General features: G+C 70.0%; 22 protein-coding genes. 11 read left to right on the top strand and 11 right to left on the bottom strand.

Annotation, left to right across the window (positions count from 1 at the left end; genetic code table 11):
- Positions 1-150: 150 nt before the first annotated feature.
- Entirely contained in the window at positions 151-657 is a 507-nt protein-coding gene (locus ACYVDG_RS24730) for a DinB family protein (RefSeq protein ID WP_460758258.1), read from the bottom strand.
- Positions 658-829: 172 nt separating this feature from the next.
- On the opposite strand from ACYVDG_RS24730, the gene ACYVDG_RS24725 reads away from it, so the two are divergent.
- Positions 830-1,804 carry an aldo/keto reductase gene (locus ACYVDG_RS24725; protein WP_460758254.1) on the top strand — a complete coding sequence of 325 codons (975 nt, stop codon included), beginning with the start codon at positions 830-832 and terminating at the stop codon, positions 1,802-1,804.
- Between the two features lie 28 nt (positions 1,805-1,832).
- Entirely contained in the window at positions 1,833-2,219 is a 387-nt protein-coding gene (locus tag ACYVDG_RS24720) for a VOC family protein (RefSeq protein WP_460758250.1), read from the top strand.
- Between the two features lie 113 nt (positions 2,220-2,332).
- Here ACYVDG_RS24720 and gdhA read toward each other — a convergent pair whose 3' ends face one another.
- Entirely contained in the window at positions 2,333-3,700 is a 1,368-nt protein-coding gene (gdhA, locus tag ACYVDG_RS24715) for an NADP-specific glutamate dehydrogenase (RefSeq protein ID WP_460758246.1), read from the bottom strand.
- 367 nt (positions 3,701-4,067) lie between these two features.
- Between gdhA and ACYVDG_RS24710 the strand changes: the two genes are divergently transcribed.
- A complete protein-coding gene (locus tag ACYVDG_RS24710) occupies positions 4,068-4,829 on the top strand; it encodes a phosphotransferase (RefSeq protein ID WP_460758321.1) in 762 nt (253 codons plus the stop codon).
- A gap of 58 nt (positions 4,830-4,887) precedes the next feature.
- On the opposite strand, the gene ACYVDG_RS24705 is transcribed toward ACYVDG_RS24710, so the two are convergent.
- The 4 genes from ACYVDG_RS24705 to ACYVDG_RS24690 all read right to left on the bottom strand — a co-directional run bounded on the left by ACYVDG_RS24705 (position 4,888) and on the right by ACYVDG_RS24690 (position 7,352).
- The gene (locus ACYVDG_RS24705; protein WP_460758242.1) at positions 4,888-5,784 is read right to left on the bottom strand and encodes an NADP-dependent oxidoreductase; all 897 of its coding nucleotides are present in this window, start codon (positions 5,782-5,784) and stop codon (positions 4,888-4,890) included.
- A gap of 134 nt (positions 5,785-5,918) precedes the next feature.
- Positions 5,919-6,161, bottom strand: coding sequence for a hypothetical protein (locus ACYVDG_RS24700; RefSeq protein ID WP_460758238.1), 243 nt, complete (start codon positions 6,159-6,161; stop codon positions 5,919-5,921).
- Positions 6,162-6,189: 28 nt separating this feature from the next.
- The gene (locus tag ACYVDG_RS24695) at positions 6,190-6,690 is read right to left on the bottom strand and encodes a DinB family protein (protein ID WP_460758234.1); all 501 of its coding nucleotides are present in this window, start codon (positions 6,688-6,690) and stop codon (positions 6,190-6,192) included.
- A 35-nt stretch (positions 6,691-6,725) separates the two neighbouring features.
- Positions 6,726-7,352 (bottom strand): class I SAM-dependent methyltransferase, encoded by a 627-nt coding sequence (locus tag ACYVDG_RS24690; protein WP_460758230.1) that lies wholly within the window; start codon positions 7,350-7,352, stop codon positions 6,726-6,728.
- 86 nt (positions 7,353-7,438) lie between these two features.
- On the opposite strand from ACYVDG_RS24690, the gene ACYVDG_RS24685 reads away from it, so the two are divergent.
- On the top strand, positions 7,439-8,035 hold the full coding sequence (locus ACYVDG_RS24685) for a helix-turn-helix domain-containing protein (RefSeq protein WP_460758226.1): 597 nt from the start codon (positions 7,439-7,441) through the stop codon (positions 8,033-8,035).
- Positions 8,036-8,095: 60 nt separating this feature from the next.
- On the opposite strand, the gene ACYVDG_RS24680 is transcribed toward ACYVDG_RS24685, so the two are convergent.
- Positions 8,096-8,656: a helix-turn-helix domain-containing protein gene (locus ACYVDG_RS24680; RefSeq protein WP_460758223.1), complete on the bottom strand. Its 561-nt coding sequence runs from the start codon at positions 8,654-8,656 to the stop codon at positions 8,096-8,098.
- A 41-nt stretch (positions 8,657-8,697) separates the two neighbouring features.
- Between ACYVDG_RS24680 and ACYVDG_RS24675 the strand changes: the two genes are divergently transcribed.
- Both ACYVDG_RS24675 and ACYVDG_RS24670 read left to right on the top strand, forming a co-directional pair.
- The gene (locus tag ACYVDG_RS24675; protein ID WP_460758220.1) at positions 8,698-9,216 is read left to right on the top strand and encodes a GNAT family N-acetyltransferase; all 519 of its coding nucleotides are present in this window, start codon (positions 8,698-8,700) and stop codon (positions 9,214-9,216) included.
- A 144-nt stretch (positions 9,217-9,360) separates the two neighbouring features.
- Positions 9,361-10,332, top strand: a complete 972-nt coding sequence (locus ACYVDG_RS24670) for an EamA family transporter (protein WP_460758218.1) — start codon at positions 9,361-9,363, stop codon at positions 10,330-10,332.
- Between the two features lie 27 nt (positions 10,333-10,359).
- Here the strand turns inward: ACYVDG_RS24670 and ACYVDG_RS24665 are convergent, their stop codons facing one another.
- On the bottom strand, positions 10,360-11,289 hold the full coding sequence (locus ACYVDG_RS24665; protein ID WP_460758213.1) for a ribonuclease Z: 930 nt from the start codon (positions 11,287-11,289) through the stop codon (positions 10,360-10,362).
- 329 nt (positions 11,290-11,618) lie between these two features.
- On the opposite strand from ACYVDG_RS24665, the gene ACYVDG_RS24660 reads away from it, so the two are divergent.
- Together ACYVDG_RS24660 and ACYVDG_RS24655 are read left to right on the top strand one after the other, a co-directional pair.
- Positions 11,619-13,238 (top strand): sodium-dependent transporter, encoded by a 1,620-nt coding sequence (locus ACYVDG_RS24660; protein WP_460758210.1) that lies wholly within the window; start codon positions 11,619-11,621, stop codon positions 13,236-13,238.
- Positions 13,238-13,351, top strand: a complete 114-nt coding sequence (locus ACYVDG_RS24655) for a methionine/alanine import family NSS transporter small subunit (protein ID WP_460758206.1) — start codon at positions 13,238-13,240, stop codon at positions 13,349-13,351. Before ACYVDG_RS24660 ends, ACYVDG_RS24655 begins: the two co-directional genes overlap by 1 nt.
- Before the next feature lie 198 nt (positions 13,352-13,549).
- On the opposite strand, the gene ACYVDG_RS24650 is transcribed toward ACYVDG_RS24655, so the two are convergent.
- Positions 13,550-14,092: a type 1 glutamine amidotransferase domain-containing protein gene (locus ACYVDG_RS24650; protein ID WP_460758202.1), complete on the bottom strand. Its 543-nt coding sequence runs from the start codon at positions 14,090-14,092 to the stop codon at positions 13,550-13,552.
- A 260-nt stretch (positions 14,093-14,352) separates the two neighbouring features.
- Between ACYVDG_RS24650 and ACYVDG_RS24645 the strand changes: the two genes are divergently transcribed.
- A complete protein-coding gene (locus ACYVDG_RS24645; protein WP_460758199.1) occupies positions 14,353-14,964 on the top strand; it encodes a histidine phosphatase family protein in 612 nt (203 codons plus the stop codon).
- A gap of 1 nt (position 14,965) precedes the next feature.
- Here ACYVDG_RS24645 and ACYVDG_RS24640 read toward each other — a convergent pair whose 3' ends face one another.
- Positions 14,966-15,649, bottom strand: a complete 684-nt coding sequence (locus ACYVDG_RS24640; RefSeq protein ID WP_460758196.1) for a hypothetical protein — start codon at positions 15,647-15,649, stop codon at positions 14,966-14,968.
- 196 nt (positions 15,650-15,845) lie between these two features.
- Here ACYVDG_RS24640 and ACYVDG_RS24635 point away from each other — a divergent pair, with 196 nt between their 5' ends.
- On the top strand, positions 15,846-16,634 hold the full coding sequence (locus tag ACYVDG_RS24635) for an SAM-dependent methyltransferase (protein WP_460758193.1): 789 nt from the start codon (positions 15,846-15,848) through the stop codon (positions 16,632-16,634).
- Between the two features lie 100 nt (positions 16,635-16,734).
- On the opposite strand, the gene ACYVDG_RS24630 is transcribed toward ACYVDG_RS24635, so the two are convergent.
- The gene (locus tag ACYVDG_RS24630) at positions 16,735-17,406 is read right to left on the bottom strand and encodes an ArsR/SmtB family transcription factor (RefSeq protein ID WP_460758191.1); all 672 of its coding nucleotides are present in this window, start codon (positions 17,404-17,406) and stop codon (positions 16,735-16,737) included.
- A gap of 148 nt (positions 17,407-17,554) precedes the next feature.
- On the opposite strand from ACYVDG_RS24630, the gene ACYVDG_RS24625 reads away from it, so the two are divergent.
- Positions 17,555-19,906 carry a M28 family peptidase gene (locus tag ACYVDG_RS24625; protein WP_460758189.1) on the top strand — a complete coding sequence of 784 codons (2,352 nt, stop codon included), beginning with the start codon at positions 17,555-17,557 and terminating at the stop codon, positions 19,904-19,906.
- Positions 19,907-19,945 lie beyond the last annotated feature (39 nt).

Raw genomic sequence — 19,945 nt, 5'->3', positions numbered from 1 at the left:
TCAGGGACATCGTTCTCCGGGTAAGAGCCTCAGGGAAGTCCGGGCCGGGGCGACCCGCACCCCTTCCAGACGCTCGCCGGGCGCCCCCGGTTCCGGCCCAGTCCCGTTCTGGTCGCCACTGGGATCGGGCACGCGTGGGCGCGGGCCGGGTCACTCGCCCGTGGTGCCGTCGATGCGCTCGCGGATGAGGTCGGCGTGCCCGTTGTGGCGGGCGTACTCCTCGATCATGTGCACCAGGACCCAGCGGTGTGAGCAGTCCTGGCCGTGGCGCTGCTTCTTGCCGATCGCGTCCAGCGGCAGCCTCGCGGACACCTCGCGGGCGTGGGCGGTCTCGGCCTGCCACAGAGTGAACGCCTCCTCCGGGCAGGCCCGGTCGACGTCGAGGAAGGCGCCGTCCGGGTTGTCGGGCGTCGTGATCGGAGGCGGGGTGTCATCACCCTCGATGACGACGCGGAACCAGATGTGTTCCACGTCGGTCATGTGCCGTACCAGGCCGAGCAGGGACATCGGTGAGGGCGGGACGGAGCGCTCACGCAGCTGCTCGTCGGACAGCCGTTGGCACTTGACCTCCAGGGTCTGGCGGTGCCAGTTCAGCCAGTTGGTGAGCATGGTGCGCTCGTCGGCGATGAAGGCGGGGTCGACCCGCGGATCGGTCATAGGCCGCGACACTAGATCCTGCCGACCCCCGGGTCAACGCATGTCCCGACTCCCCGAATACCCGGCGAACACCTATCGGTCACCGTCCGGGCCAGAGCGCAAACGAGCAGGGCCGGGCCCAGGGCCCAAAGCCCTGCCTGGGAGCGGTCCCGGAGGCCATAGGATCGCAAGCATGAACACACGCGAACTCGGTTCTGTCGCCAACGTGGGCGTCGTTGGCTTCGGCGCCTGGCAAATCGGCTCCGCCTGGGGTGAGGTCAGCGAATCCGACGCCATGGCCGCCCTCAACACGGCCGTGGAAGAGGGCGTCACCTTCGTCGACACCGCCGACGTCTACGGTGACGGCCGCAGCGAACGACTCGTCGGGCAGCTGCTCAAGGACCACCCCCACCTGACCGTGGCCACGAAGATGGGCCGCCGCATGGCCCAGGAGCCCGCCCACTACAACCCGGGCAACTTCCGTGCCTGGAACGACGACTCCCGCCGCAACCTGGGCGTGGACACCGTCGACCTCGTCCAGTTGCACTGCCCGCCTTCGGCGGTCATCGACACCGACGCCGTCTTCGACGACCTCGACGCCATGGTCGAGGAAGGGCGCATGCGCGCCTACGGCGTCTCTGTGGAGACCTGTGAGCAGGCCTTGGCCGCCATCGCCCGGCCCAACGTCGCCTCCGTGCAGATCATCCTCAACGCGTTCCGCCACAAGCCCCTGGAGGGCGTACTGCCCGCGGCCAAGGCGGCCGGGGTGGGCGTCATCGCGCGGGTTCCCCTGGCCAGCGGTCTGCTGTCGGGGAAGTTCAGCGCGCGCAGCAGCTTCGGGGAGGACGACCACCGCAACTTCAACCGCCAGGGTGCGGCCTTCGACAAGGGTGAGACCTTCTCCGGGGTCGACTACGAGACCGGCCTTGAGGCGGTCGAGCGCCTGCGTCCGCTGGTCCCCGAAGGTGTCACCATGAGCCAGTTCGCGCTGCGCTGGATCCTGGACCAGTCCGGGGTGAGCGTGGTCATCCCCGGTGCCCGCAACGCCGACCAGGCCCGCGGCAACGCCGCCGCCGCGCAGCTGCCCCCGTTGGACGCCAAGACCCACACACAGGTCCGCGAGATCTACGATGAGCTCATCCGCCCGCAGGTCCACCACCAGTGGTGAACTGAGTCCCCGCCCGGAAGGTCCCGCCATGGCCAGTAAATTCACCGAGCTCGCGGTCGACTGCGCCGATCCCGTCGCACTGGCGCGGTTCTGGTGTTCGGTCCTCGGCTACGAGGTGCAGGAGGAAGCAGACGGGGATGTCACCATCGGCTCCCCCGAGGTACCCGAGGGCGGGAACCGCCCCGGCCCGGTGCCGCCGACGTTGACCTTTGCCCGCGTGCCCGAGGGAAAGACCGTCAAGAACAGGCTCCACATCGACGTCAACGCGACCGACCGGGAGCAGGACGAGGAGGTCCGTCGCCTGCTCGACCTGGGCGCTCGGCAGGCCGACGTGGACCAGGGCGAGGTGAGTTGGGTCGTCCTGGCCGACCCGGAGGGCAACGAGTTCTGCGTGCTGGCGGGCCGCCGCCCCTGACCGGTGGCGTGCGCTGCTCCCCACCGGGGCCGCGCACCGCCCGGACCTACGGAGGGCCCATTCGCCCCGAACGGCGAATGGGCCCTCAACGTGCGGGAACCGCGTGGGGGAAACTAGATGAGGCCCTGGGCCAGCATCGCGTCCGCCACCATCTCGAACCCGGCCACGTTGGCGCCCAGGACGTAGTCGCCCTTGGCGCCGTGCCGCGCGGCGGCCTCCTCGCAGCGGTCGTGGATCCCGGCCATCGTCTCGGCCAGCTCCGACTCGGCGTGCTCGAAGGACCATGAGGTGCGGCGCGCGTTCTGGCGCATCTCCAGCACGCTGGTGGCCACACCACCGGCGTTGGCGGCCTTGCCCGGGCCGAACAGCACCCCGGCCTCGCGGAACAGCTGGACCGCCTCGGGCGTGGTGGGCATGTTGGCGCCTTCGGCCACCGCGACCACACCGTTGCCCACCAGCGTCTTGGCGGCGCTCTCGTCCAGCTCGTTCTGGGTGGCCGACGGCAGCGCCACCTCACACGGCACGTCCCAGACGTTGCCGCCCTCGACGTAGTGGGCGCCCTTGCGCCGGTCGGCGTAGGTGCTGATCCGCGCGCGCTCGACCTCCTTGACCTGCTTGAGCAGGTCCAGGTCCAGGCCCTGGTCGTCCACCACGTAGCCGGCCGAGTCCGAGCAGGCGACCACGGTGGCGCCCAGCTGCTGGGCCTTCTCCACCGCGTAGATCGCGACATTGCCCGAACCCGAGACCACCACGCGCATCCCGGTGAGGTCGCGTCCGTTGCGCTCCAGCATCCGCTCGGTGAACAGCACCGTTCCGTACCCCGTGGCCTCGGTACGGACCGCCGAACCACCCCAGTCCAGGCCCTTGCCGGTGATGACACCGGCCTCCCAGCGGTTGCTCAGCCGCCGGTACTGCCCGAACATGTAGCCGATCTCGCGGGTGCCCACACCGATGTCACCCGCGGGGATGTCGGTGTACTCGCCCAGGTGGCGGTGCAGCTCGGTCATGAAGGACTGGCAGAAGCGCTCGATCTCGGTGGCCGAGCGACCCTTGGGGTCGAAGTCGCTGCCGCCCTTGCCGCCGCCGATGCCCATGCCGGTGAGGGCGTTCTTGAAGATCTGCTCGAATCCCAGGAACTTGACCACACCGAGGTTGACGCTGGGGTGGAAGCGCAGACCGCCCTTGTACGGGCCGAGCGCGCTGTTGAACTCCACCCGGAAACCGCGGTTGACGTGGATTTTCCCCTCGTCGTCGCGCCACGGTACTCGGAAGATGATCTGCCGTTCGGGCTCACAGAGGCGTTCCAGGACGCGCTCGTCGGCGTACTGGGGGTAGCGGGTCAGGGCGGGCGAGAGGCTGTCGAGGACCTCCAGTACGGCCTGCTGGAACTCGGGCTCGTCGGGGTTACGATTCGCAACGTGCTCGTAGGCACTGCGGACCCCCGGGTGGTAAGCATCCCGGGCGCCATTGGAAGTTGGCATGCGAGTGCGTTCCCTTCTCACTGCTGGAACGGGCACCCTGCACGCCGTTGTGCGGGGAACCTCGGTCGTTTACGGGTGATTGATGGACACCGGTCCCATGGGTCCCATAAGGGTCGTACCCACCCATCGTGTTTCCAGTGTATTACCTCGATGTCAACATACCCTGGCAGGTTCGCAGGTACGGGAAGGCAGGCACGCGCGTGACTGCGAGCCCCCAGCCCGCCCTCCTTCCGCGCCCGGACCCTCGGCCGTAGGTTGGTACTTCCGTAACGGCACCGCTCCCTCCGCGGTGTCCCGGGCCTTCCAAGAGAGCAGAATCGGTGTGAACAGGGAAGACACGGAGAACGACCACCCGCTCAGCGGCGGCATGATGAACTCCGTCGTGCGCCGCGGCGACCGGGTCGTGCGCAACGCCCCGGACCACGCCCCCGCCCTGCAGGGATTCCTGGCGGCCCTGACCGCAGCGGGGTTCGACGGGGCGCCCCGACCGCTGGCCCTGCACGCGGACGGACGCGAGGAACTCACCTTCGTCGAGGGCGACGTGGCCGTGCCTCCCTTCCCCGCATGGGCTGTGGAGGACCGGGTGGTGACCGAGAGCGCCAGGCTCATGCGCCGCTACCACGACGTGGCCGCCCGCGTCCGCTTCGACCCCGGCGCGCACTGGCCCACCGCACTGAGCGACCCCGAAGGCGGCCCCCTGCTGTGCCACAACGACCCCTGCCTGGAGAACCTGGTCTTCCGGAAAGGCGCGGCCGTGGCCCTGATCGACTTCGACCTCGCCGCACCGGGGCGCCCGCTGTGGGACGTGGCGGCGCTGGCCTTCTACATGGGGCCGACCCTGGACCCGGAATCTGCCGCCGGTACCGTTTTCGCCGGTCTCGACGCGCCCCGCCGCCTGCGCCTGATGGCCGACGCCTACGGGTTCTCCCACCACGACCGCTTGGCCCTGCCGGAAACAGTCCAGCAGTACAACGAGGTCTCCCGGGAGTTCGTCCGGGGGATGGTCGAGGACGGCAACCCCCTGTTCGTCCGCGACTTCGAGCGGCTGGGCGGTTGGGCGCGCTGGGACCGACGCCGAGACTGGCTCATCGAGCAGCGCCCCGTCTTCATCGAGGCCCTCACCGCTTGACCGTCCGCCCACCGGTGTCCCGGACCACGCTGCCTCCTCCCCCGGCCCGCTCCGGAGGTCAGGGCTCCAGCACGGCCTTGCCCAGGCCCTGGGCCAGGTGCGCGTCCTCGGCCTCGTCCAAACCGAACCGGCGGACCACAGGAAGCCGGATCCGCCCCTCGGCCGCGGCCTCCAGCAGCGTGGCCAGCACCTGAGGGGTCTGGTCGTCGGCTCCCCCAGACAAGAAGGGAACCCCCAGATCGAAGGCAGCGGAGTCGGCGACCGTGACCACGCGGTCCACACCCCCGCGCAGCGCGACCAGCGCCGGAAGGGTCCCGTTGCCGGCCGAATCCAGGACCGCGTCCACCCCCTGAGGCGCGAGCTCGCGGACCCGCTCCACCAGGCCGTCTTCGTACGTGGTGGCCACCGCACCCAAAGCCCGGACCCGTTCCTGGTTGCGTTCCCCGGCCACGCCCACCACGGTGATGCCCTGTCCGAGCGCGATCTGGGTAGCGACGGACCCCACGCTGCCCGAGGCGCCGTTCACCAGCAGGGTCTCCCCCTCCTTCGGGTCCAGGACGCGCAAGCACCGCAGGGCGGCCTCACCCGGAACCGGCAGGGCCGCCGCCTCCGCCCAGTCCAGCCCCTCCGGCTTGGGCGCGTACACCGACAGCAGCGCGTATTCGGCGTATCCCCCGGTGGCCGACCAGCCAACCACCGCATCACCCACGGCCACACCGGTGACACCGGCACCGACGGCGTCCACCACACCCGCCACCTCAGAACCCAGCACGTGCGGCAAACTGAGCGGCATCACCTCGGCCATCTCCCCCGAACGCAGCTTGGCGTCGATCGGGTTGACCCCGGCGGCACGCACCTTGACCCGAACCTGGTCGGGGGCGGGTTCGGGTATGTCGGCCTCCACGACCCGCAGTGCGGACGGGGCACCGTACTCGGCGAAACTGACTGCGCGCATGGTGTTCTCCTCAGCAATCCTCGTGTCGGGACTCCTCCCCACTGTTCCACGAACACCACGGTCAACGGCGAAGGGCCCCGCACGCCCCAACCGGTCGGGCAGCGGGGTCCCCCGCGCCGCTCACGGGGGGCGGATCAGCCATCGAGGAATTCGAGCAACTCCGCGGTGACGAACCCGGGGATCTCCTCGACGAGCCAGTGCCCCGTGCCCGGCACACCCACCGCGCGCACGAAGTCCTCCATGCGTGTGTCCACGCTGGCGTGGACCGGGTCGAGTTGCCCCTGCGCGGTCAGGAGCGGGAAGGTGAGCATGGCGGTCACCGTCGCCCACGCGGATCGAAGAAAGCTGCCCGGGGACGGCTGTGGTGCGGCGAACATGTGTTCCTTCGCGGAAGAAGTAGCGGAGTCAGCGCCCGGTGGCGCCGTCGATCTGCTCGCGGAGGATGTCGGCGTGTCCGGCATGGCGGCCGGTCTCCTCGATCATGTGGGCGAGTGCCCAGCGCACGCTGGGGGCGGGGCGTCCCGAATGCGGCCGGGGAACCGGTGCGCCCGGGTCGGTGCACTCGTCGAGAACCCGGTTCGCGCGCTCGACCGCATCCCGGTAGCGGGCGACGACATCGGCCACGCTGTCCGTCGGCGCGGCCTGGAACGTCGCCGGCCATTCGATGGCAGCGTCCCCGAGGAACATCGCGCGCTCGACGAAGGTCAGGTGGTTGAGCAGACCGAGCAGGTTCGTTCCCGACAGCACTCCTGCTGTCAGGACGTGCGGTTCGGGGGCACCGTCGACCTTCGCGGCGATCGAGGTCCGCAGGTAGTCGAGGAACCCGCGCAGAACCTCGGCCTCGCTGTTCCCGGTCCGGGGCGGCGGGGTGTCACCGCGGCGGCTGGGGCGGGACGTGGCAGGCATGGCAGTCTCCTTCACGGGGCGCTCTTGGCGCCGGGTCAGACGGTGCGGCGGATGAGCAGGACGTGGTCGGTGACCTCGGCGGTGCGCCCGCCAGGGCCGGTCGCGATCCGGCGGGGTGCGTCGGCCCGCTCGACCGTCCACGTCGCCGGGTCCAGATCAAGGCCCGCGGCGACCTCCTGCGGGCTCGGGTACCGGGCACCGGAATCCTGGTCCCACGACCACGGCGCGGCTGAGCCGTGGTCGACGACCAGCAGCAGCCCGCCTTCACGCAGCGCGTGGACGGCCCCGCGCAGGACGGTCACCCGGTCCAGGTCGAAGGGGATGTGGAGGTAGTGCGCACAGACCAGGTCGAACCGGCCCCGCGGGAAGGACTCGTGCAGGTCATGCCGTTCGGCGGTGACCAGGTCGCCCAGACCGCGTGAGCGGGCCAGGTCGGCGAGCCGGCTGACCGCCAGGGCTGAGATGTCGACCGCGGTGACGTTCCACCCGCGGTGGGCGAGCCACAGCGCGTCGCCGCCATCGCCGCATCCGAGGTCCAACGCGTAGCCGGTCGGCAAGTCGGTGACTGTCTCAGTAAGCCGGTCGTTCGGCCGAGGTTCGGTGGCCGCGGTTCGGGCTGTGTAGAGGTCTTCCCAGAATGTGACCGCGTCTGTGGTGTCCATGAGGCTCCTTCTGTCCGAAGGAGCTCAGTATCGCCGCGGCGCCTACGATCTGGCACGAAATCTTGCGGTTATGGCAAGATGGCCACGTGGACCACGAAACGGAAGACGTGCTCGATGTGGTGGGGGCGCGGCTGCGTGCGCTGCGGCGCGACCGCGGCATCACCCTCGCCGACCTCGCGGTGACGACCGGGGTGTCGGAGAGCACCCTGTCCCGGTTGGAGAGCGGTCAGCGCCGGGCGACCCTGGAGTTGCTGCTGCCTCTGGCCCGTACCTACGGCGTCCCATTGGACGACCTCGTCGGCGCCCCGCGCACGGGCGACCCCCGGATCCACCTGAAGCCGATCCGGCGGTTCGGGATGGTTTTCGTTCCGCTGTCCAGGAGGCCGGGCGGGACACAGGCGTTCAAGATGATCATCCCCGCTCGGACGGAACCGCTCGAGCCCTCCCCGAAGACGCACGAAGGCTTCGAATGGCTGTACGTGCTCAACGGTCGCCTGAGGCTTGTGGTCGGCGAGCGCGACTTGACGTTGCCACCGGGTGAGGCGGCCGAGTTCGATACCTCCCTGCCGCACTGGTTGGGCAGTGCCGACGGCGGCGGGGTCGAGCTGCTCGTCCTGTTCGGCCTGCAAGGGGTGCGCGCGCACGTGCGCTCCGAATCCGCGACCGGGCCCTCGCCCCACTGACCGAGCACGGCTCTCCACCGGCCCTCAGCCGGGTCCCCGACCAGGTCCAGGCCTGTTCGCCTAACCCCGGCGGGTGACAGCCACCAGGTAGCGACAGGGCAGGCCGGTGGGATTGCGGTACGCGCAGGGAACAGGTGGGCCCAGTTGGAGGCAGTCGCCGCGGTCCAGGGTGTGCTCGACCGTACCCTCGTGGAAGGCGAGCGTGCCCTCCAGTACCCAGATCTGGTGGTGGGTGAAGCTGTAGGACTCGGCCGGGTAGTCCATCCGCGCACCAGGGGGTAGCTCCACCTCGACCAGTTCGATGGGTCCACCGGAGCTGGGCGAGACGGCACGGCGCCGGTACCCGGTCTCGGGGTCGGTCCAGGTGGGCTGCTCGTCGAGGCGGGCCAGCCGCCGGTCGCCCTGCTCGGCCCGGGCGATGAGTTCGGACAGGGTGATGCCCAGCGCGCCGGACAGGCGGCCCAGCAGGGAGGCGGTGGGTTGGGCGTCACCGTTCTCGATCCGGCTGATCATGGCCCGGGAGACACCCGAGAGCTCGGCCAGTCCGGCTCCGCTCAGGCCCTTGTTCCGGCGCAGTTTCTGGAGGGTCACGGCGAGGGCGGTCCCCAGTTCGTCGCTCATGCGTTCACCATAGTAGACAAGTTCGCTTACCATAATGGCCTATGAGCTCCCTGCTGACACAAGCCAGAGCCCGCGACGCCACCGCCGCCGACGCGGCGGCCTGCGCGGCGATCTACGCGCCCTACGTCACCGACACCTGCATCACCTTCGAGTTCACCCCGCCCACGGCGTCGGAGATGGCCGAACGCATCGCCGTGGCCCAGCGCGAGCACGCGTGGATCGTCTTGGAGGACAGGGAGGGCGTCATCGGCTACGCCTACGGCAGCACCTTCCGCAGCCGCGCAGCCTACCAAGCAACCTGCGAGGTCAGCGTCTACCTGGACCGGGAACGGCGCGGCCTCGGCGCGGGCCGGGCCCTGTACGAGGAGCTGCTGCCCCGCCTGGCCGAGCGCGGCATGCGTACCGCCGTCGCCTGCATGACCCTGCCCAACGACCCCAGCCTGGCCCTGCACCGGGCGCTGGGGTTCGAGGACGTGGGCATCATGCGGGGCGTGGGCCGCAAGCACGGCGGCTGGCACGACGTAGCCTGGGCCCAGCTGGACCTGGCCCCCGAGGGCTGACCGGCCACCGGGCGCACGGAACCCTGCGCCGGACACAAGTGCCCCGGCCGAACAAGGGGGCACAAATCCGCCTGCACGGATCCGGGGCGCGACCGTATGCTCGAGCAGGTCCCATCTCCCCACCACTGCCCCCTGGAGCGTTCCGTGTCCGCGCACACCACCCGCCACCGCCCCTCAGGACTGGCCTTCGCGCTCGCCTCCGCACTGGCCTTCGGCGGTTCGGGGGTCTTCGCCCGCCCCCTGCTGGACGCGGGGATGGATTCGCTGCACGTCACCTGGCTCCGCGTGGCCGGTGCCGCGCTGATCCTGCTCCCGGTAGCGATCCGGCACTGGCGGGTCGTCCAACGCAGACCCCTCCTGGTCCTGGCCTACGGCGTCTTCCCCATGGCCGGTGTGCAGGCCCTGTACTTTGCCGCGATTGCGCGCATCCCCGTGGGCATCGCTCTCCTGCTGGAATTCCTCGGCCCGGTCCTGGTCCTGCTCTGGGTGCGGGTGGTGCGCCGCAACAAGGTCTCCCCCGCGGCCGTGGTCGGCGTGGTCCTGGCCGTGGCCGGGCTCGGGCTCCTGCTGGAAGTCTGGGCGGGAATGCGCCTGGACGCGATCGGGGTGGGCCTGGCACTGGGGGCGGCCGCAGCCCAGGCCGCGTTCTTCCTGCTGGGCGATGCCATGGGCGACGACGCCGATCCCCTGGCCGTGATCGCCTTCGGATCCCTGGTCGCCACCGTCCTGCTGGGTGTGCTCGCCCAACCGTGGACGCTGCCCTGGGGCCTGCTCGCCGAACCGCTCGACCTGGGCGGGCTCGCCCTGCCAGGCTGGTCGATCGCGCTGTGGCTGGGCCTGGTGTGCACCGCCATCGCCTACTTCACCGGGGTCTCGGCGATCAAGCGGCTGTCCCCGCAGATCGCCGGCGGGGTGGCCTACCTGGAGGTGGTGACCGCGATCGTGCTCGCCTGGCTCCTGCTGGGCGAGGCACTCACCCCCATGCAGATCATCGGTGCCGTGGTCATCGTGACGGGCGCCTTCATCACCCAGACCGCGGTGCCCACCACCCCCGTCACGACCTCGGCGACCGACCCGGCCCCTGCCGACGTCCGCGCGTCGCTGGACCGCCGCTGACCCACCTACGAACGCCGCTTCTCCCGGTCAGCGTCGTACGGGCAGCGGGATGCGCTCCAGGTCGGCGGCCAGCACCACGTCACCGTCGAACTCCGCGCGCGCCTGTTCCACGAAGCGCGCGTCCTCGTCCTCGGTATAGCGCTCCGAAAGGTGGGTCAGTACCAGCAGCCGAACACCTGCCTGGGCCGCGATCCGCCCGGCCTGCCGCGCGGTCAGGTGCCCGTAGTCCCCGGCCAGCCCCTCTTCGGAGTCCAGGTAGGTCGACTCGATGACCAGCATGTCCGCGCCCTGAGCCAGCTCCACGGCCTGCGCGCACACCCCGGTGTCCATAACGAAGGCGAACACCTGCCCGGGCCTGGGCACCGCGCAGTCGGCCAGCTCCACCACCCGTCCGCCCGACAGCTCCAGCGCCCTCTGGCGCTGGAGCCGGGAGATGTCCGGGCCGCGCACCCCGAAGTGCTCCAGGCGTTCGGGCAGCATGCGCCACCCGTCGGGTTCCACCAGCCGATACCCGTAGGCGGGTACCGAGTGCCGCAGTGGAAGCGCCGTGACGGTGAAGGGCTCGCCCTCCCCCACCAGGCAGCTGCCCGACCCGCCTACGGGCTGGGGCACGAGGACATCGGTGTCGCGGAAGGACGTGGCGTACCGGAGCCGCTGCCAGTACTCCTCACCCGCGCCCGGGTAGGCCACCCGCACGGTGTGCGGTACCCCGTCGCGGGCGATGCGCTGGATCGTGCCGGGCAGTCCCAGACTGTGGTCGCCGTGAAAGTGCGTCACGCAGATCCGGGTGATGTCGGTGGCGGCCAACCCGGCCAACCGCATCTGCCGCTGCGTCCCCTCACCCGGGTCGAACAGCACACCCTGGTCGCCCCAGCGCAGGAAGTACCCGTTGTGGTTGCGCCGAGGGGTGGGTACCGCGCTGGAGGTCCCCAGGACCACGAGTTCTCGAACGGACATGGGCCGCATTGTCCCACCACCGGCGGCCGGCCCCGGCCGGGTTCAGCATCGCCAGACGCTCCACCCACCCCGGCCATCCCCGGTCGGGGCGCGGCCCGCCCGGAACATCTCCCGCGCACGGGCCGCCACACGCGGCGCCAGCGAAGCTGAAGGGGTGCGGTAAGTCCCGCTTGACTATTTCGCCCCTCGCGGAATCCCTAGACAAATCTGCCCCAAAAGCCCGCACTGAGGCGACATCCGACTCCCCTACCAGGCCCAACGATGCCTAAGGGTCTCGTTCCTGCTAGCGTGCGGATCGCGAAATACGGGATGATTTAGGAGACCTGAACATGGGGCAACAGCCTCGCGAGCAGTGGGGGACGCGCGCGGGATTCCTGATGGCCGCGATCGGATCGGCCATCGGACTGGGCAATATCTGGCGATTCCCCTACGTCGCCTATGACAACGGAGGCGGGGCCTTCCTGGTCCCCTACCTCATCGCCCTACTGAGCGCGGGTATCCCGCTACTCATCCTCGAGTACACCATCGGGCACCGGTACCGGTCCTCGGCGCCGCTCTCCTACCGACGCATCTCCCGCCCGGCCGAGGCCATCGGTTGGTGGCAGGTGGCGATCTGCTTCGTCATCGCGATCTACTACGCGGTGATCGTGGCCTGGGGTGTGCGCTACACCTGGTTCTCCATCGGCCAGCAGTGGGGAGACGACCCGGACGGCTTCTTCTTCAACGACTTCCTCCAGGTCAGCGACGAGCCCGGCATGGTCTCCGGATTCGTCTCAGGTGTGGCCTGGCCGCTGATCGCGGTCTGGGCGGTCGTCCTCATCGTGCTGGCCCTGGGCATCCGCCAGGGCATCGAGAAAGCCAACAAGATCTTCATCCCCCTGCTGGTGGTTCTCTTCGTCCTGCTGGTCATCCAGGCACTCACGCTGGACGGTGCCGCGGCAGGCTTGGACGCCCTGTTCACGCCGGATTGGGGCGCCATGCTCGACGGCGGGGTGTGGATCGCCGCATACGGACAGATTTTCTTCTCCCTGTCCATCGGCTTCGGCATCATGGTCACCTACGCCTCCTACCTGCGCCGTAAGGCCAACCTGACCGGCTCGGCGATGGTCGCGGGCTTCGCCAACAGCTCCTTCGAGATCCTGGCCGGTATCGGTGTCTTCGCCGCTCTTGGCTTCATGGCCGCCGCAGCGGGCACCGCGGTGGACGAGGTCGCCACCGACGGCATCGGTCTGGCCTTCGTCGCTTTCCCGCAGATCATCTCCACCCTGCCGCTGGGCGGAGCGCTCTTCGGGGTACTGTTCTTCGGATCCCTGGTCATCGCAGGAATCACCTCGCTGATCAGCATCGTCCAGGTGATCATCTCTGCGGTGCAGGACCGCACTGGGCTGGGCCGCGTGCAGACCGTCCTGCTGGTGGGCGGTGCCACCGCGCTCGCCTCGATCCTGCTCTTCCCGACCCCCGAGGGCCTGTACATCCTCGACACCTTCGACCGCTTCATCAACCAGTACGGCATCGCACTGGCCGGCCTCGTGTTGATCGTCGTGTTCGCCTGGGTCCTGCGGAAACTGCCCCTGTTCGAGAAGCACGCCAGTTCCGTCTCCTCGGTCCGGCTGGACTGGTGGTGGAAGGTCGCCCTGGGCGGCATTACCCCCGTCCTGCTGGGCTTCATGATGTGGGACAGCCTGCGCACCGAGCTCATGGAGAACTACGAGGGTTACCCGACCAGCTTCCTGCTGGTCGCGGGTTGGGGTCTGGCCATCGGCGCGATCGTCATCGGCATCGTCATCGCCTGCTTCCCCTGGAAGCGGGCCGACGCCATCGCCCGCCGCGACGCCGAGCGCGGCGCCACCGGGTACAGCGGTGACGAGCCGAACGAGCTGGACGAGCCCAACAAGGTCACGCCCACAGGCCACATCGACCAGGCCGCCGACACGGAAGGGGATCGCTGATGTCCACCAGCGCCATTGTCATGATGGTCTTCTCCATCGTCCTGCTCTGGGGCGGGCTCATCGCAGCCATCGTCCACCTGCGCCGCCACCCTGACGAACCCGAGTCGGAGTAGGCAACACGGAAAGCCACGAGTAGCGGGGTCGCGGACACGTGTCCGCGACCCCGCACTGTTCGTTGGCCCGCCCAGACGTTGGGGAAAGTCTTCACGGCCCCGGTCCGGCCTTCACCCGGGGCCTCCTCGTGCCCACCCGGTCCTCGTCGCCGGATGGGCCCCTGGCCCGGCTGGAGTCATGTCCGGGCCAGGGACGACTCAGGCGGCGAACTCCCGCACGATGCGCGCACAGAACGCGGGCAGGTCGTCCGGGTTGCGGCTGGTGGTGACCCCGTGGTCGGTGACGACCTCCTCTTCCACCACCGTTCCCCCGGCGTTGCGCACGTCGGTGCGGATGCTGGGGTAGGAGGTCAGAGTGCGTCCGCGCACCACGTCGGCCTCCACCAGCAGCCACGGACCGTGGCAGATCGCCGCGACGGGTTTCCCGCGGGCCACGAAGTCGCGTGCGAACCGCACCGCTTCGGGGTCGGACCGCAGGTTGTCGGGGTTGATGGTGCCGCCGGGGATTATCAGCGCGTCGTAGTCGTCGACGGCGACCTTGGCTACTTCCCGGTCCACCGCGAAGCGGTCGGCCGGTTCGATGTCGCCGTTCATGGCCTGGATCTCGCCCCCGTGCAGTGAGACCAGGTCCACGGTGGCCCCGGCTTCGATCAGTGCCCGGCGCGGCTGGACCAGCTCCACCTGTTCGACCCCGTCGGCGGCCAGAATGGCCACCCTGCGGCCGGTGAGTGTGTCGACCATGACATCCCCCTCGCGTGGTGCTCACGTGCCGGACCCGTCTGAAACGGGCCCCTGCCACGTTGGCGGCCCTACCCGCCAGAGCACCGGTTTTCACGCGCCCGGGCCACCAATGTCGGCGACCGCCCCTCTCACCTGCATGAACCTGGGCGGCCACTGCTGAGAAGGCACACCTGCCCCTCAGGCGCCCGAGACAGCGCGAACCGCCGCCGTGGGCGCGGTATCGGAGCGGGTGTCCGTCACCGATACGCCGAAGGAGTCCCGTGCCCAGTACCCGCCGCCTGTACCTCGCCCGCCACGGCGAGGCCGATCCGGCCACCGGCTCCTTGACCGCCCGGGGCCGCCGCCAGGCCGCCCTCCTCGGTATCCGTCTGCGCGAGTACGCCCCGCACGCCCTGTGGCACGGCCCTCTGCCTCGCACGGCCCAGACAGCACGCCTGGTCTCGGACCGACTGGAGGGGGTCCCGCCCATGGCACTTCCTGAGGCCGGGGACTACGCGCCCCACATGCCCGAGCGCCACGAACTCCCGCCCGCCGAGGCCGACGGGATCCTGGAGTTCCTGGACCGGGTCCCCGCCGATGAGCGCTCCCCCGAGCTGGGTCGGCGGGCGTTGGAGCGGCTCACCGGTCCCGCGGAGGGCGATTCGGAACGGCGCGAGGTGGTCATCACCCACGCTTACCTGGTGGGATGGCTGGTGTGTGCCGCCATGGAGGCCCCGCCCTGGCGGTGGTTGAGCGTGGGCGCGGCCAACGCCGGGCTGACGGTCATCCGGTACACGCCCGGGAGAGCAGCCTCGCTATCGGTGCTGAACGACCTCGGGCACCTGCCGCCGGAGCTGCGTTGGACGGGTTTCCCGCTGGAGCTGTGCCCCTGAGTCAGCCCGGGGTCGCCTCCCATACCTGGCCGGGGACCCGCTCCAGCAGGTCGATGAGGTGATCGGCGGATGCCACCATGGCTTCGGGGTCCAGCTTGGTGGCGTTCCAGGTCAGGACGTGGTCACCGGTGAAGCGGAACGGTACGCGTGCCTCGGGCCGCTCCAGCAGCCAGGCCCGCAGGTCGGGGCCGAGTACAGCCAGGGCGAAGGTGTCGTCGTCGGCCGCGATGCGGAAGGTGTCGTCGAAGGCCTTCTCGCCCACCTGCAGGTCGTGTACGCCCAGCAGCCCGAGCAGGGTGTGGCCGAAGTGCTCGGCCTTGACCTCCAGTACGGGGGTGTGCGGGGTGGCCACCGCAACGATGCTGTGGTGGTGCGTGGTGGTGGTCGTGCCCTGACCGGTGGAGGTCGTGTTGGTGTAGGTGTATTCGAAGGCCAGCACGCGGTGGCCGCGGTGGTCCGCGCAGAGCACGTGCTTGGCCTTGGCGTTGGAGCGGCCCCGCCTGAAGGGGGCTCCGCTGAACCGGTGGGTCAGCTCGGGGCGTTCGCGGTCATAGCTCCACCCCCGGTCGCGGGCCCAGGCCACCAGGGCCTCCACCCGTTCTCGTTCGGCGGCCGAACTCATCACCACGATCGCGATGATGACGACGACAGCGACGGCCATGAGGGCGATGGCGCCACCAGACATGGGGACACTTCCTCTCAGTGCGGCTCTCCACCTACTGAGACGCGCCCCATACCGCACCCGGTTCCGGCGACTTTGCGCGCCCCGGCCGTCGGTGGCGGAAGAAAAGCCTTGTGTTGCAGGGGTTATGGGGTGTCACTGCATCCCCCGGGTGCGTAGATTGTTCTGGCCACCACACGCACAAGCACCGAGGACCCCCATGAGCGAGATCGACTCCTCAGCCCCGCACTCCGCGCGAGTCTGGAACTACTGGCTCGGTGGAAAGGACAACTACCCGGCCGACCGTGCACTGGGCGACCTGATCCTCGCGGACTTCCCCGAGATGGGTGACGTGGCCCGGGCCCAGCGCATGTTCCTCATGCGCGCGGTCACGCACATGGCGACCGAGCTGGGCATCCGCCAGTTCCTCGACCTGGGAACCGGCCTGCCCACCACCAACAACACCCATGAGATCGCCCAAGCGGCGCTGCCCGAGGCACGTGTGGTCTACGTCGACAACGACCCCCTGGTCCTGGCGCACGCCCGGGCCCTGTTGGTGGGCTCGTCCGAGGGCGCCACCGAGTACGTGGACGCCGATGTACGCCAGCCCGCCGCGGTCCTGGAGGCCGCAGCCAACACCCTGGATCTGGGCCAGCCGGTGGGTGTGACCATGCTCGGAATCCTCGGCCACATGACGCACGAGGACGCGGTCCCGGTGACGCGTTCCTACATGGCGGCCCTGCCCCCGGGCAGCTGTCTGGCGGTGGCCGACAGCACCGACACCAGCGAGGGCATGCGGCGGGCCGCCGAGGCCTGGAACGCCGACGCGGTGCTGCCCTACATCCTGCGCACCCCGGAGCAGTTCGCCGACTACTTCGAGGGTATGGAGCTGGTCGAGCCGGGTGTGGTGCCCGCGCTGGAGTGGCGTCGGGGCACCATCGCCGTCGGTACGGGGGAAGGGGTGCCGACCGCTGCCGACGAGTACTGCGGTCTGGCCCGCAAGCGTTAGACGTGGCGTGGAGTCATGGCACCGACTCCCCCGGCCATGGCCCCTGGACCGGGCCCGGGTCCCGACGGCCGGGCAGGCCTGTCGGGGCGCTCGCGGCGTCTCAGCGCTCGGTGTGTTCTTGCGTGGCTGCCGCGGCCCCGCTCTCCGGGCCGGGCTCGTTGCCCGTGCGGCCCTTCACCGGTTGCCCCTCCTGCTCTCCCACCGGGTTGTCCGACGGTGCGGGAAAGGCGAGGAACCGGGTCAGCACCACCCGTGCATCCTCGGAGGCCTCTTCCACGGGGCGGTCGTAGGCCTGCATGAGGGCGATGTAGTCCTCGAAGAACGCCAGCAGCTCCTCGGGGTTGACCCGGATCTGCCCGCGCGAGTAGGGGAAGGCGTCCATCCAGAACCCCGGCCCCCGGGCTTCCCGCTGGGCGCGGCGGAACTGCTCGATGTCGTATTCGTAGGCGATGTCCTCGATGGCGTCCATCGCCGCCCGCATGCCCTCGTCCTGCTCGCTGCGCAGCGGGAAGCGGATGTCTTGGTGGGCGGCGCGCCACCAGCGCTCCCGGCCGTGCGCGTGTTCGGGGGCCTCGACGACGAAACCGTGCCTGGCCAGCTCACGCAGGTGGTAGCTCGTGGCCCCGGTGTTCAGGTCCAGGTCCCGGGCCAGGCGCGCCGATGTGGCCGGACCGTTGCGGCCCAGGTGGTCGATGATGCGTTGCCGACGCGGGTGGGCCAGTGCCTTGAGGGCCGCCAAGTCGGTGACCTTATGCGGTCCGAGCGATTCCATGGCGTAACGCTAGGCCTCAGCAGGTAGGACGGGCAACTCCGCTCCGGGTGGTGCAAGCACCACACTTCCTGCACAGCAAGGGAATCTTCTTGCACAAAAAAGTGTGCACAGATTATTGTGCACACACTGGACCCGACTTGGAGCCCCCATGCAGCAGCAGACGCACCCACCCGGACTCAGAGCCAGCGCCCTCATCGCCCTGGCACTCATCGCCGCCCTGATCGCCGGCGCGGTCATCACCCACCGCCCACCGCCCGAACCCGCCACACCCACCGCCGACGCCTTCCACACCCAGCGCGCCATGGACCACCTGGACGAGATCGCCCAGGAAGCCAGCCCCATCGGCAGCGCCGCCAACGACCGCAACCGCGACTACCTGCAACAGCAACTCCAGGAACTGGGCCTGGAGACCGAGGTCCACAGTGCCGTGGGCGCCCGCGCCTTCGGCGACCAGGTCGTCTCCGGACTGGCCCACAACGTCGTCGCCACCGTCCCGGGCACCGACCCCACCGGCCAGCTCGTGCTTGCCGCGCACTACGACTCCACACCCACCACCCCCGGAGCCAGCGACGACAAGATGAGCGTCGCGGTCATCCTGGAGATCGCCCGCCACCTGGCCGAGGGCGCACCACCCCGCAACGACATCGTGCTCCTGCTCAGCGACGGCGAGGAACCCGGACTCATCGGGGCCGAGGCCTTCGCCGAACACCACCCCGCCACCGAACAAGGCGGCGTCCTCATCAACCTGGAGGGCCCCGGCAACTCCGGCCCCTCCGTCCTGTACAACACCTCAGCCGACAACGCCGCCCTGGTCGACCTGCACGCCAGCACCGCACCCCACCCCGCCGGCGAATCGGCCATGGCCAGCGTGTACGAGCTCATGCCAGCCAACAGCGACTTCACCACGCTGACCGAACACGGCTTCACCGGACTGGAGTACGGCCCCCTGGACGGGCGCGTGTACTACCACCACCCGCGCGACACCGTCGAGGCCCTGAACCGCGACACCCTCCACCAGCACGGAGCCAACACCCTGGCTCTGACCCGCGAACTCATGGACACCGACCTGGACCGAACGGAAGCCGACACCAGCGCCACCTACTTCACCGTGGCCGGAACGGCCGTGCACTACCCGGGCACACTGATCTGGCCGCTGGCCCTGATCGCCACCCTGGCCGTGGCCGCACTGGGCCTGATGAGCCGCCTCACCGGCACCGCGACCACACCCCGCCTGCTGGCGGCCGCCGCCACCGGCATCGTCCCCCTACTCGGCTCCCTCGGGGCCGGGTGGGCGCTCTGGCAGGCCCTCATCCTGATCCGCCCCGAGTACGGCGACCTTCTGCCCGCCGACCCCTCCTACCGGCCCGAGCTCTACCGCTGGGCCGTGCTCGCGGTCGTCCTGGCCGTGGTCTGGGCCTGGCACCTGCTGGCCCGGCGCTGGTTCGGCGCTCAGGCGAGCGCAGTGGGTGTCCTGCTCTGGCCTGCCCTGTTCGGCGTGGCCATGGCCGCCTTGGCCCCCGGCGCCGCCTACGTGGGCACCCTGCCCGCCCTCGCAGGAGCCCTTGCGGGGATGGCCGCCCTGGCCATCGGTCCGGCACGCCCCAGGTGGCGGCTGGCGGCCCTGGCCGCGGGCATCGTGCCCGGCACGGTCCTGGCCGCCCTGACCGGCTACCTGTTCACCGCTGCCGTGGGCATGGACATGGGCACCCCCATCGCCGCACTGGGTTTCGGCATGGCGGCGGTACTCACCCTGCCCCTGCTGGAGGCGGCCCTGCCCGGCCCCGGCGCTCGCGCACCACAGCGCGTGCTGGCGCCGCTGACCGCACTGGCCACCGCCGCCGCCCTGGCCGCAACGGGACTGGTCGTGGACCGCTTCGACGAGGACCACCCGCGCATGGCGCACCTGGTACACATCACCGACGCCGACACCGGCACCGCCCAGTGGGCCAGCTACAACACCGCCCCCAGCGCGTGGGTGCAGAACTACGTCTCCCAGGAACAGACCCACGAGGACAGCGACCTCACCGTGCCGCGCGGAGTGTGGTTCGAACAGGTGGGCCCGGCACCCGACATCCAGGAGCCAGCACCCGAGATCGAGGTGGACGAGGTGCGCACACAGGACGGCGACACCGTCATGGACCTGACCCTGCTCTCGCACCGCGACGCCTTCGCCCTGGTCCTGCACCTGGACCGCAAGGTCACCGACGGAACCCTCCAAGCCCCCGACCTGCCCCAGAGCCAGCTACCCGCCATGGACACCACCAACGACACCCAGGACCTGCCCTACGAAGTCCACTTCTACAACCCACCCGAGGAGGGCCTGGCCATGACCGTGCACGTGGAGGGCACCGACCGGCCCGAGCTCGCCGTCTCCGACGCCACCCTGGGCCTGGAGGGCATCCCCGGCTTCGAGCCCCGACCCGACGACGTCGATCTCGCACCCTCCCTCGGCGTCATCTCCAGCGACACCGCCGTCATCACCCGCGCCCACCACTGGTAGCACCCGCTGGCAGAACGGTCCCGGCCAGGTGCGCAGCCC

The organism is Nocardiopsis oceani (assembly GCF_054777395.1).
The sequence above is the reverse complement of the archived record's forward strand: the minus strand, read 5'-3'. Positions and strand labels throughout refer to the sequence as shown.